Here is a 12179-nt window from a genome sequence, read left to right as displayed (position 1 = left end):
ACTATTGACCCAATACAATTATAGTGCTTTGTGGAAATTTCCCAATATTTTTGATACTTAGGATCCATTTACGAACCTACCTTTTTTCTACTATGTTTAATATATAAGTTTGAAAACGTTTTAATAGATTTGGAATCTTAAAGTAGGAGGAGAAATAATGTATCGAAAAACATCGTATATTACATTATCAGCACTACTATCAACATCATTACTTTTCACAACATCACCTGGTATGACTACAGAAGCACAAGAAGAACAGAACCCCACAGTTGAAAATCGGAACTTTAAAAAATCACAAGAAAATCCTCACCCCGTTTTCTCATGGGACGCACCCGGCCCATCTTCACCTGTTTTACACCCTGGTTCTGTAAAAGGTGCTGGAATGGTTGAAGAGCCATTAATGGGCATCGACTCTGTAATGGAAGAAATGATTGGCAATGGGACAATGCCTGGAGCTGTTACATTCGTTGCTAGAAGAGGTCATATCGTACAGCATGAAGCTTATGGGCACGCGGTACTTTATCAAGATGACAGTGGCACGGAGATTGACGAACCTATTGAAATGAGTAAAGATACTATATTCGATGTCGCTTCACTCAGCAAAATTTTTACTACTACTGCTGCAATGAAGCTTTATGAAGAAGGATATATTGAGCTTGATGATCCTGTAGCGGACTATATTCCGGAATTTGCTCAAAATGGAAAAGAGGATGTTACGATTCGTCATTTAATGACGCATACTTCAGGATTCGTAGCTTGGGTTCCATTGTATACAATTGGTGATAGTCGGGAAGAAAGACTGCAATATGTTTTCGAATATCCATTAGATAACCCTCCTGGATCTACGTATACCTATAGTGATCTAAATATGATTACATTAGCATCAATTATCGAGCGTTTATCAGGTAAACGTCTTGATCAATTTGTGAATGAAAACCTCACAGAACCACTGGAAATGAACGACACAATGTATAACCCTCCAGAAAATTTAAAATCAAGGATTGCTGCTACAGAATTTCAGCCATGGACGAACAGAGATCTTGTCTGGGGAGAAGTTCATGATGAAAACGCTTGGTCTCTTGATGGTGTTGCGGGCCATGCTGGTATTTTCTCCACGGCAAATGATATTGCTAAATTAGCTCATATGTATATTAATGAAGGGCGCTATGGAGGTAAACAAATACTCCAGCCTGAAACAATTGAACTTTTAGTAGAAAATCAAATACCTGAATTCCCTGGAAATGATCATGGGTTAGGGTGGGAACTTGGACAAAACTGGTATATGGATGCCTTATCTGAAGGATCAACAATTGGACATACTGGCTACACAGGCACGTCGATTGTTGTTAACCAAAGTAATGATACCATTGCAATTTTATTAACAAATCGTGTTCATCCAACTCGTGATACTGTTTCCACCAACCCGGCACGACGCGAATTCGCCCGCCAAGTTGCGGATGCTATTCCAGTATCTATGCCAAACAAAGAAGAAGCATGGTTTGCAGGCTACGGAAATCATGTAGATCGATCACTCACTGCTGAAGTAAGTATCGAAGAGGACACAACTCTATCCTTTGAGACTTGGTACCGAATCGAACATGGCTATGACTTTGGATATGTGGAAGTCTCAAGTGACGGGGAGATCTGGAATACGGTTACTGATTCCTTTACAGGTAACAGTGTTGATTGGCAATCTAAAGAAGTACAAATTCCAGCAGGTACAACACATATCCGCTTCCGCTACGACACAGATACGTACACAAATGGTCGTGGCTGGTATGTGACAAATATTCAGCTTCAAGGACATGAGCTAGAACTTTCAAGTGATGAATGGGTACAACGTAATTACTAGGAATGGAAAACTTGGGCCAATCGTCAAGCCTTAGTTGCACGTATGCAGTAGGAATATTTTACACTTCCCTATCTGCGATTAAAGGAGGAGAAACATGCAAGCTATTCGAAAAAACAAAAAACTATTTATGCTAGTTGCAATTTTCACTTTGATCATGAGTACGCTTAACTTCACGAATAACACATCTGAAGCGACTGAAGAGGATGAGCATGTAGATGATCTAATCCTGTTTCAAAATGTTCCACAGGCAAATACAGCAATAGATGCTAATCAAGTAAATTTAAACGCATTACATGTTTACAACGATGGACACTTTAAAACCGTTTCGGAAAATATCACATGGGACTCGACAAACAAAAATGTCGCTACAGTTGATAACAATGGTCTCGTAACATTTACAGAGCAAAATGGCCGTTCCTTTATCACTGTTACAGACGGAACTTTTACAGATCGAATTGCGGTGCACAACAAACCGCATTCAAACCCGACCATCGTAAAGCAACAGGATGATCGCTACAACGTCATTAACAATGCTATCGAAGGAATGACTCTAAACGAAAAAATCGGACAAATGCTAATGCCAGACTTCAGAAACTGGGATGGTGAAAATGTCACGGAAATGCTGCCTGAGATTGAACAACTAATACAAGACTACCATCTTGGTGGTGTCATATTATTCCGTGAAAATGTTGTTACAACCGAACAAACTGCTAGATTAGTAGCTGCCTATCAGGAAGCAGCTGATAAATATGGTCTTCTAATGACAATTGACCAGGAAGGTGGTATCGTTACACGACTGCAATCAGGAACAGACATGCCAGGTAATATGGCACTTGGAGCAACTCGCTCTACAGAAATTGCCCATGATGTAGGTGAAGCGATTGGTCAAGAGCTAAACGCACTTGGTATCAACATGAACTTGGGACCTGTTTTAGATGTGAATAACAATCCGGATAATCCGGTAATTGGAGTCCGCTCATTTGGAGAATCACCTGAATTAGTTGCTGATTTAGGAATTGCGTATACACAAGGATTGCAAAGTACTGGTGTAGCCGCAACAGCAAAACACTTCCCTGGCCATGGAGATACAGCAGTTGATTCACATCTCGGATTACCAGAAGTACCTCATGATAAGGAACGCTTACTGGAGGTTGAACTATATCCATTCCAACAAGTGATGGATGAAAACATTGATGCGATTATGACAGCACACGTAACATTTCCAAAAATTGATGATACTAAAGTGATTTCGAAAAAAGATGGCTCAGAAATTTCATTACCAGCAACCCTTTCTCATAAAGTATTGACAGGTTTAATGCGTGAAGAAATGGGTTATGACGGTGTAATTATCACAGATGCACTGAATATGAACGCAATAACCGACCATTTTGGAGCTGTTGATGCTGTCATCCGTTCTGTAAAAGCAGGAACAGATATCATCCTAATGCCAGTAGGATTGGAAGAAGTTGCAGATGGTCTACGTGAGGCAGTGGAAACGGAAGAAATAAGTGAAAACCGCATTGAAGAATCAGTTGAACGAATTTTAACATTAAAAATCGAGCGTGGGATTGTCAAATCAGAATCGCAACTCCCTATTGATGAAATTGTAGATAATGCTAAGCAAGTAGTTGGAGCAGAAGCACATAAACAAGTAGAAGAAGAAGCAGCTAATCAATCCATTACCCTTATTCAAAATAAGGATGCACTTCCATTCAACTTTAGTAACGAAGACAAACTAGCTGTTGTAGGTAATACCTACATCGACAGCTTATATAATTCCGTTAGTTCCTATCATGAAAATACAGACCTCATAAGAGCTTCCGGTCCACTAAGTGATGATCAGCTAGAACAGCTACAGGATGCGAGCGCAGTAATAGTTGGAACGTATACCTATAACGTAAATGGACGTTCTGAAACCAATCCACAAATGCAAATGGTTAACCAGCTTATTGAACAATTAGATGTACCTGTGGTTGGAGTAGGGATTCGTAATCCTTATGATATTATGGCATTCCCTGAAATTGATGGATATTTAACTCAATACGGGTTTAGAGATGCCAGCTTTAAAGCTACAGCAGCAACACTGTTTGGAGAGAATAATCCATCGGGACTTTTACCTGTCACAATACCTGATGCTGATGGTGAAAATGTTTTATTTGAATATGGTCATGGTCTATCCTATTAACTACTATAAAGGAGTGAACGAATCATGAAAAAATCACTGATGATGTTTTTGACAGGCTTATTAGTACTCAGTTCCCTAACAGCAGTATTCGCAGATAATAGCAGCAACGGAAAAGCAAAAGGTAAAAATAAGGATTTTCAGTTAGGCGTGGAAGTTTTACTCGATGAACAAAAGGAATTAATTGAAGGGCAGCGTGTTGGTCTAATTACTAATCCGACTGGAGTGGACAAAGAATTAAATAGTATTGTTGACCGCCTGCACAATGATCCAGATGTCGAGTTAACAGCATTATACGGACCCGAGCATGGTGTCCGTGGTGATGCACAGGCCGGTGAATATGTGGAATATTACATTGATGAAACAACTGGATTACCAGTTTACAGCTTATATGGACAAACAAGAAAGCCAACACCTGAAATGCTGGAAAATGTAGATGTGCTTTTATTTGATATTCAAGATGTGGGTACGAGATTTTACACGTACATTTACACGATGGCATATGCGATGGAAGCAGCACAGGAAAACGGTATTGAATTCATCGTTCTTGACCGTCCTAATCCTTTAGGAGGTGCTAAAGTAGAAGGTCCGGTACTTGATCCAGATTATGCATCCTTTGTAGGCAACTACCCTATTCCGCTTCGTCACGGTATGACGGTTGGTGAATTGGCAAAATTATTTAACGAGGAATTTGGAGTTGGAGCAGACTTAACGGTAGTAGAAATGAATGGCTGGAAACGTAACATGTATTATGATGATACCCCATTAGAATTTGTGATGCCATCACCTAACATGCCAACACTTGATACGGCAATGGTTTATCCAGGTGCTGCATTAATTGAAGGAACAAATCTTTCAGAAGGACGTGGAACAACTAAACCGTTTGAATTAATTGGAGCACCATTCGTAAATAGCACTGAATTTGCAGCAGCAATGAACGACTTAAATCTTCCTGGAGTATCATTCCGAGCAGCATCATTTACACCATCATTTTCAAAACACAGTGGTACATTGAGTCATGGTGTGCAACTTCATGTAACACACAAACAGTCCTTCCACCCAGTGGAGACTGGCCTTCATATCGTAAAAACACTTCATGATATGTACCCAGAAGACTTCGCATTCCGTGCTGAAAACAGTTCAGGCATTTCCTTTTTCGATAATTTAATCGGAAACGGCTGGATCCGAGAAGCAATTGAAAACGGCGAATCAGTAGAAAGCATGAAAGAACAATGGGAAGGCGATTTAGAAGATTTTAAAGAAGTACGTGAGAATTATTTAGTATATTAAATAATCACAAGGGGCGTTTCAAATTCGGAACACCCCTTTCTTATGAAATTTGGCTTTCTATTATCACTATCTATCAATTAACCCTTTATCGCTCCCTCCGCCATTCCCTTAGAAATACGCTGCTGGAAGATCGCATAAAGGATAATAACAGGCACAATCGCAATTACTAGGCTCGCAAATAAAGTTCCCCAAGCATTGGTGTATTGTGCTTCACTACTTATAAAATCAATTGCCAGGGCAAGCGTATAATTATCTTTACTCTGTAAAAAGATCAATGCCATGAAATATTCATTCCAAAACTGAATGGCATTCATGATTGTTACTGTTATAATTCCTGACATACTTAGCGGTGTAATAATCTTTAACAAAACACCATAAGGTGACATTCCATCCATTGCCGCCGATTCTTCTAACGACTTCGGAATTGTGCTCATGAAGCTTGTCAGAACAAATATGCTGAATGGTAATTGGCTTACTGCATAAACAATCGCTAATCCGAAAATATTATCGAGTAGATTTAGATCAGCTAGTAGGAAAAATAACGGAATCCAACCTAGAACCATAGGAATCATCATCGCGGATACATATAACATAAATAACAAATTGCTGCCACGAAATTTAATTCGTTCAATCGCATATGCAGTTGGAATTGCAAGCACCAATGTTAACAGTGCACCAACTATCGTAACGATAAAGCTATTAAAAACACTAGTATCTATATTATAATTCGACCATGCAGTGGCAAAATTTTGAAAGTTGAATGATTCTGGAAACCCCCATGGATTAGCATAAATCTCTGCATTCGATTTAAACGATCCAATGAACATCCAGATGATTGGGTATAATACTGCAATCGACCATAGGATGAGGGTAATACGTATTCCAGTTCGCCCCAGAATCTCACCTACACTTCGTTTCACGTTAATTTCCTCCTTCTATTTTTCATTAATACTCCACCTTATCTCTACGCATAAAGAACTGTAAGACTAACACGGTGATTAATGAAATAATTAAAATCATTACACCAATTGTGGCTCCATACCCAAAGTTATACTGAACAAACGCCTGCTGATAGAGATAGGAACCCATAACATGTGTGGAGTTATTTGGTCCTCCCCCTGTCATAACTTGGACAATAATAAAGGAACCATTTAATGTAGTAATAACGATATAAAGGACGGAAATTTTTATTTGTGGCCATACAAGTGGTAAGGTAACCTTCCAAAACTGCTGCCATTCATTTGCCCCGTCAATCTCAGCTGCTTCATAATAACTTTTCGAAACGTTTGCTATACCACCCATTAGCATGAGCATGAATAAACCAATACCAGCCCATATAGATGGTAAAACCAGACTTGGTAATGCCCAGTTTTCATCTCCAAGCCAAGGTCTCGTCCAGCTTTCCAAACCTAGAAATTCCAATCCTGAATTAATCAATCCTAAACTTGGATTATAGATAAACGTCCATAGAATCCCGATAACAACGACAGACATAATATTAGGGAAGAAAAAAACAATACGGTAAAATGGTGCTTCTTTTATTCGTAATTGTGTTAAGGCAACAGCAAAGAACATTGCTAGAATCATAATACCAATAACTTTTGTTACAACAAGGAAATAATCATGGATAATTGTTCTGGGAATAATCTCATCACTAATTAATTTTATGTAGTTACTAAGCCCAACGAACTCTTTATTCTGTGATGATCCGGACCAATCAAAAAAGGAATAGTACAAACCACTAAACAATGGATAAAGGGTAAAAATAGCAAACATTATAAAGGTTGGAATTAAACAAAAGGCCAGAAACATATATTTTTGTTTTTTAGACTGTACCATCCAATCACTCTTTCTTTTCTTTAAATAAAGTGAACCTTTATAATCAGTGGGGGGCTTCTTCATCCCCCATTGATTGTTAGATGAACGAATCGGACAATTACGGACAGTTGCTCCCCACTTAACCTCCTTGATTTCGACTCGTAGGTTTGAAGTTGGGGTCATACTGCCCGTTATATGCGGGATAAATTGTATGGAACATAAAGGAGGCGTAAAACACCTTTACATTCCATACCTACATTTAATATTCTTTATTACTCTCCACGATATTGGGCTGCAGCTTTTTCTGCTTCTTCAACAAATTCTTCAGCAGTCATGTTACCAAGCATTAAGGAAATTAACGCATCACTAATTGGTGTTTCTAAATCAGCACTCATCGGATGTGGTTTTTCATAAATTTGTACCTGTTCTGGATCATTAATCATTGCATTTGCTTCTGTTAAATATCCAGGAACATTATCATTTTCAGTTAAATCCACACCAGTGATGTTCATTATTGCTCCTGTGTGCTCAGAGAAAGACATTGCATATTCTCTAGTGAATGCAAATTCAACAAATGCTTTTGCCGCTTCAGGATTTTCAGCCTCTTCAGCAATTGCTAATGGACGTAAATCTGGAACGATAGCATATGGTTCACCTTCTGCTTGCATAGGAGATGGAATGAAACCAAACTCGAAATCTTCAGGAATATCATTTGCCATTTCATTAGGTAACCAGAAACCTACCGGAATAAATGCATTATCACCTAATAGGAAGTTCATTTGTGATTGCGTATGGTTTAATGCACCAACACCAGAATCAATCATACCTTCTTTCTGCATTCTTTCTACTCGCTTCATAATGTCAAGAACTGTATCACTAGTCCAAGCTCCTTCTTGTCCTGTAATTAAATCAGCAAGTAACTCATTGCCACCAGCTGCTCCAAATGCAGGATAAAGCATTCCACGAAGGAAATAGTATGGATGTTGACCAGTGGTTACAAATGGATCAATACCTTCTCCATCTTTGATTGCTTCCATTGAACTCATAAAGCTTTCAAAATCTGTAGGTACCTCATAGCCACCATCGCCTACTAGATTTTTGTTATACCAAGTTCCCCACGTATCAAATACTAATGGTAGTGAAAAAATTTCCCCATCAAATTTACCAGGTTCAACGATGAAGCTGTCTACTAATTTATCACCATTATCTAGTTCAATACCTTCAACCCACTCAGTCAGGTTCATTAGCTGTCCATCTTCTACCATTTGTGTTTCACTTGATCCAGCGCCATCAATGTATACTACATCAGGTGGATCATTGGAGACCCAACGAGAACGCATTTCTTCGTTAATATTTGGACCAGCATGTTCAATAATATTTACATCAGGATATTCCTCCTGGAAATCTGCAATTACTTCTTTCCACCAAGAATCACCATATCCACCTACGAAATATTGAATTTCAAGATCACCTGAAATTTCACCATCACTGCTTCCGCTGTCGTTTGAAGCTTTATCATCTGAATTATCGTCATCTGATGAACAAGCTACAACTAATGCTAGCATTAACATAGCCACGGTCAAAAACAGTAAACGACTTTTAAATAAATTCTTCAACCTATTTTCCCCCTTTGTATTTTAATTAATATATATGAAACCCGTTAATAGTTCATGTTAATATCTTTTATAAATTAAACTATAAATCTATTAAAGCGGTACATACATCCTGAAGGTAAGGAGAATAGCATGCTAATGGAGTTATGAACGTAGTTACGGAAAAACGAAACGAAAATAGTATGAACGTGGATAAAATGTCTAATATGGAAATTATTACAATTAACGAAGAAGACCGAAAAGTGGCATACAGCAGTAGAAAAAGTGTTGCCTAAAGTAGACATTGCAATAGAGCACATTTATCAAGCATTGAAGAATGGTGGAAGACTTTTCTACGTTGGAACTGGTACCAAGTGAAAGATTTGATGCTTCCAAATGCCCACCAAATACAGACTGCTATGGCAGGTGGAAATGGTGGAATTTTAATGCTGTTGAAGGTTCTGAGGAAAACATTGAACAAGGTCAGGAATTGATACTATCTTAAAAGTATATATGTTTCAACATCAGCTATCTTAAAATTAATATATCAAGGATATAAAGTGCTTTTAATGGTTTCCAATGATTATTTTTTCGAAAAATTATATTGCTTACACCACTGATTAATATAGGTTTTAATATACCCTTGATTAAATAAATAGATTTACAGGAGGTGAATGCGTATGTATCCTATTTGCGACGATCCGAATCACATACATACTTTTTACTTTTGTGATTCTAGTTTTTTTGTAGACAGATTGGAGAAGATAATAATGGTCAGATACAAAAGGAATGTAGATGACTCTGGATATGTTTATGAAGACAACCTTTATGATTGTAACTGTTATGGTTAAACCACAAACCACCCGAAAAGGTGGTTTGCTTGTTTATGTCTGTTCTTAAAGTTTATTGCTCTTCCTTTCCAAAAATTCTCTTAAAAAACCCACTCATACTCCTATACTCCTCCCCCTCTTTATTATTTTATTTAATTTGCTTTACCCTTCCAACCTGTCCATTTTCCAATCGGACTTTAATTCCATGTGGATGAAACGCTGAATTAGTCAGCAAATCTTTTACAACACCAGATGTTGTTTGACCTGTTCTTTGGTCTTTTTTTAGTACGATGTCTACTTCTAATCCTGGTTGAATGTTTTTACGATATCTGCCGTCCATGTTTGTGACTCCTCTTGGTTATTTTTGTATTTCAAATAAATCGTCGAGCTTTTGTGATATGTATTGATGACTATCTTCTACACCTTGATTGTAAAAAATTGGTGCTAGTTTTTCCATGAAAAACTCCAATAGTAACATTGCTGCTAAATTACCAATTTCCTCGTTTCGTTCTTCCAGATAATATACTTGTATCATTTGAACCATTTCATCTTTTTGCTCTTTTGTAAATTCAAACCTTGGCTTCATTCATACCATCCTTTTTCATTGTTAATCTTATTATAACAAGATTATTCAATCTATAATTGAAAATAATTTAATCTTTCAAACAGGAATTTGGCAAAAAATGTCGTATACTTAGATTATAGAAGGAGGGTACATATGCTCAAATTTGAAGATTATAAATATGAACGACCAGATTTAGAAAATGAAAAACAAACATTCCGTGGCTTACTAACGGCTTTTTCTGAAGCGACTACAGAAGAAGACCAAAATAAAGCCATTGAAAAAATCAATGCATTTCGTAATCGCCTGTCAACATTATTTAATCTAGTCTATGTACGAGCGTCTATTAATACGAATGATGATTTTTATCAAAAGGAACGCGACTTTTGGGATGAAAAAAGCCCTGAGTTACAAGAGCTTTACACGGAATTCTATAAGGAATTAGTTAAAACACCTTTCCGTGATCAATTAGAGAAAAAATGGGGATCTCAATTATTTAGTCTAGCAGACTATCAAATTAAAGCTTTTTCTCCAGAAGTAATCAGCTTACTACAAAAAGAAAATAAACTTACATCTGAATACTCTAAGCTTGTAGCTTCTGCAGAGGTAGAGTTCAAAGGAAAAACGTACACGCTAGCTCAACTTGGACCATTCACCCAAGACAAAGATCGCAACGTTCGTAAACAAGCTATTCAAAAAAGTTCAGGATTTTTTGAGGAAAATGCGGATAAATTTGATGATATTTACGATCAATTAGTTAAGGTACGCCATGAAATTGCTACAAAACTAGGTTACAAAAACTTTGTTGAATTAGGATATGTACGTATGCTACGTATCGATTATAATGCAGAAATGGTTAATGTATTCCGCAAGCAAGTTCGTGATTACATTGTACCACTTGTTTCGAAACTATATGAGAAACAGGCAAAGCGTATTGGTGTTGATTCATTAAAATTCTATGATGAAAATTTCGAATTTAAAAGTGGTAACCCAACACCAAAAGGTAGCCCAGAGTGGATTATCGACAATGGGAAGAAAATGTATGAAGAACTTTCCGATGAAACGAATGAATTCTTCCATTTCATGCTTGACCGTAACTTAATGGATCTAGAAGCCAAAAAAGGAAAAGAAGCAGGTGGTTATTGTACATTTATTGAGGATTATGAATCACCATTTATCTTCGCTAACTTTAATGGAACATCAGATGATGTTGATGTTTTAACACATGAAGCTGGCCATGCATTCCAAGCTTATTCTAGTCGTAATATCGGAATTCCTGAATATGTTTTCCCTACACACGAGTCAGCTGAAATACACTCTATGAGTATGGAATTCTTTACTTGGCCATGGATGGAATTATTCTTTAAAGAAGATACGGACAAATATAAATACTCCCACTTAGCAAGTGGATTAAGCTTCTTGCCTTATGGTGTTGCAGTTGATGAATTCCAACACTTGGTGTACGAAAATCCGGATTGGTCACCTGAGGAACGTAAAGAAGCATGGCAGAAACTAGAGGAAACGTATTTACCGCATCGTGATTATGAAGACATTCCTTACTGGCAATCAGGTGCAGTTTGGCAACGCCAAGGACATATTTATGAAGTACCATTCTATTATATCGATTACACATTAGCACAAATTTGTGCCTTCCAATTTTGGAAAAGATCACGTGAAGATCGTGAAAAAGCATGGAATGATTACTTAAACCTATGCAAATTAGGTGGTTCTAAACCGTTCTTAGGACTAGTAGAGGCAGCAAACTTACGCTCTCCTTTTGAAGAAGGGACAGTGGAATCTGTTGTTGATGAAATAGAAAAATGGCTTGATTCCGTTGATGACCAAGCACTATAAATGTTAAGCAACCGCACAATGTAATGTGCGGTTGTCAGCTTGTAGAGAAAGTAGGTGTTTTTTCTCTACAAGCTTTTTTAATTCTGTCATAACTATTTCATTAAGTAAGAAATTTTTAATGAAAATAAACTCCCACACACCTAGCCTAGCTTTGCTAGGTGTGTGGCAATCTTCTTCATGTTCTGGCACGCTGCTGTGA

General features: G+C 37.5%; 12 protein-coding genes. 6 read left to right on the top strand and 6 right to left on the bottom strand.

The window, feature by feature from the left end; genetic code table 11:
* Positions 1-157: 157 nt before the first annotated feature.
* From GMD78_RS11410 to GMD78_RS11400, 3 genes are all read left to right on the top strand, one after another.
* Entirely contained in the window at positions 158-1852 is a 1695-nt protein-coding gene (locus GMD78_RS11410; protein WP_155668943.1) for a serine hydrolase domain-containing protein, read from the top strand.
* 94 nt (positions 1853-1946) lie between these two features.
* Positions 1947-4037, top strand: a complete 2091-nt coding sequence (locus tag GMD78_RS11405) for a glycoside hydrolase family 3 protein (RefSeq protein WP_155668942.1) — start codon at positions 1947-1949, stop codon at positions 4035-4037.
* A gap of 24 nt (positions 4038-4061) precedes the next feature.
* Positions 4062-5324, top strand: a complete 1263-nt coding sequence (locus GMD78_RS11400) for an exo-beta-N-acetylmuramidase NamZ family protein (RefSeq protein ID WP_155668941.1) — start codon at positions 4062-4064, stop codon at positions 5322-5324.
* A gap of 77 nt (positions 5325-5401) precedes the next feature.
* On the opposite strand, the gene GMD78_RS11395 is transcribed toward GMD78_RS11400, so the two are convergent.
* The 3 genes from GMD78_RS11395 to GMD78_RS11385 form a co-directional block, all read right to left on the bottom strand.
* Positions 5402-6244 (bottom strand): carbohydrate ABC transporter permease, encoded by an 843-nt coding sequence (locus tag GMD78_RS11395; RefSeq protein ID WP_343042267.1) that lies wholly within the window; start codon positions 6242-6244, stop codon positions 5402-5404.
* Between the two features lie 25 nt (positions 6245-6269).
* Positions 6270-7163, bottom strand: coding sequence for a carbohydrate ABC transporter permease (locus GMD78_RS11390; protein ID WP_155669042.1), 894 nt, complete (start codon positions 7161-7163; stop codon positions 6270-6272).
* Positions 7164-7414: 251 nt separating this feature from the next.
* Positions 7415-8713, bottom strand: coding sequence for an ABC transporter substrate-binding protein (locus GMD78_RS11385; RefSeq protein ID WP_155669041.1), 1299 nt, complete (start codon positions 8711-8713; stop codon positions 7415-7417).
* A 188-nt stretch (positions 8714-8901) separates the two neighbouring features.
* On the opposite strand from GMD78_RS11385, the gene GMD78_RS21745 reads away from it, so the two are divergent.
* Together GMD78_RS21745 and GMD78_RS11380 are read left to right on the top strand one after the other, a co-directional pair.
* Positions 8902-9030, top strand: a complete 129-nt coding sequence (locus tag GMD78_RS21745) for a hypothetical protein (protein WP_281349701.1) — start codon at positions 8902-8904, stop codon at positions 9028-9030.
* Positions 9031-9092: 62 nt separating this feature from the next.
* Positions 9093-9239 (top strand): hypothetical protein, encoded by a 147-nt coding sequence (locus tag GMD78_RS11380; protein WP_196493787.1) that lies wholly within the window; start codon positions 9093-9095, stop codon positions 9237-9239.
* 473 nt (positions 9240-9712) lie between these two features.
* Here the strand turns inward: GMD78_RS11380 and GMD78_RS11375 are convergent, their stop codons facing one another.
* The gene (locus GMD78_RS11375; RefSeq protein WP_155668939.1) at positions 9713-9904 is read right to left on the bottom strand and encodes a YwbE family protein; all 192 of its coding nucleotides are present in this window, start codon (positions 9902-9904) and stop codon (positions 9713-9715) included.
* A gap of 18 nt (positions 9905-9922) precedes the next feature.
* Positions 9923-10150, bottom strand: coding sequence for a DUF2164 domain-containing protein (locus tag GMD78_RS11370; protein WP_155668938.1), 228 nt, complete (start codon positions 10148-10150; stop codon positions 9923-9925).
* Positions 10151-10282: 132 nt separating this feature from the next.
* Here GMD78_RS11370 and GMD78_RS11365 point away from each other — a divergent pair, with 132 nt between their 5' ends.
* Positions 10283-11980, top strand: coding sequence for a M3 family oligoendopeptidase (locus GMD78_RS11365; RefSeq protein WP_155668937.1), 1698 nt, complete (start codon positions 10283-10285; stop codon positions 11978-11980).
* A 3-nt stretch (positions 11981-11983) separates the two neighbouring features.
* Here GMD78_RS11365 and GMD78_RS21480 read toward each other — a convergent pair.
* On the bottom strand, positions 11984-12179 hold a 196-nt coding region (locus GMD78_RS21480), incomplete at its 5' end, for a hypothetical protein (protein WP_215907223.1).

Source organism: Ornithinibacillus caprae, assembly GCF_009728145.1.
Taxonomy (GTDB): domain Bacteria; phylum Bacillota; class Bacilli; order Bacillales; family Amphibacillaceae; genus Ornithinibacillus; species Ornithinibacillus caprae.
Note: the sequence above shows the minus strand (reverse complement) of the source record. Positions and strands in the feature narration are given on the sequence as shown.

What these genes read in the sequence shown, in the direction of transcription:
- GMD78_RS11400 (WP_155668941.1), top strand. Translation starts at nt 4,062, where the DNA reads ATGAAAAAATCACTGATGATGTTTTTGACAGGCTTATTAGTACTCAGT.
- GMD78_RS11365 (WP_155668937.1), top strand. Translation starts at nt 10,283, where the DNA reads ATGCTCAAATTTGAAGATTATAAATATGAACGACCAGATTTAGAAAAT.
- GMD78_RS11385 (WP_155669041.1), bottom strand. Translation starts at nt 8,713, where the DNA reads ATGTTAATGCTAGCATTAGTTGTAGCTTGTTCATCAGATGACGATAAT.
- GMD78_RS11370 (WP_155668938.1), bottom strand. Translation starts at nt 10,150, where the DNA reads ATGAAGCCAAGGTTTGAATTTACAAAAGAGCAAAAAGATGAAATGGTT.
- GMD78_RS11410 (WP_155668943.1), top strand. Translation starts at nt 158, where the DNA reads ATGTATCGAAAAACATCGTATATTACATTATCAGCACTACTATCAACA.
- GMD78_RS21745 (WP_281349701.1), top strand. Translation starts at nt 8,902, where the DNA reads ATGAACGTAGTTACGGAAAAACGAAACGAAAATAGTATGAACGTGGAT.
- GMD78_RS11375 (WP_155668939.1), bottom strand. Translation starts at nt 9,904, where the DNA reads ATGGACGGCAGATATCGTAAAAACATTCAACCAGGATTAGAAGTAGAC.
- GMD78_RS11405 (WP_155668942.1), top strand. Translation starts at nt 1,947, where the DNA reads ATGCAAGCTATTCGAAAAAACAAAAAACTATTTATGCTAGTTGCAATT.
- GMD78_RS11390 (WP_155669042.1), bottom strand. Translation starts at nt 7,163, where the DNA reads ATGGTACAGTCTAAAAAACAAAAATATATGTTTCTGGCCTTTTGTTTA.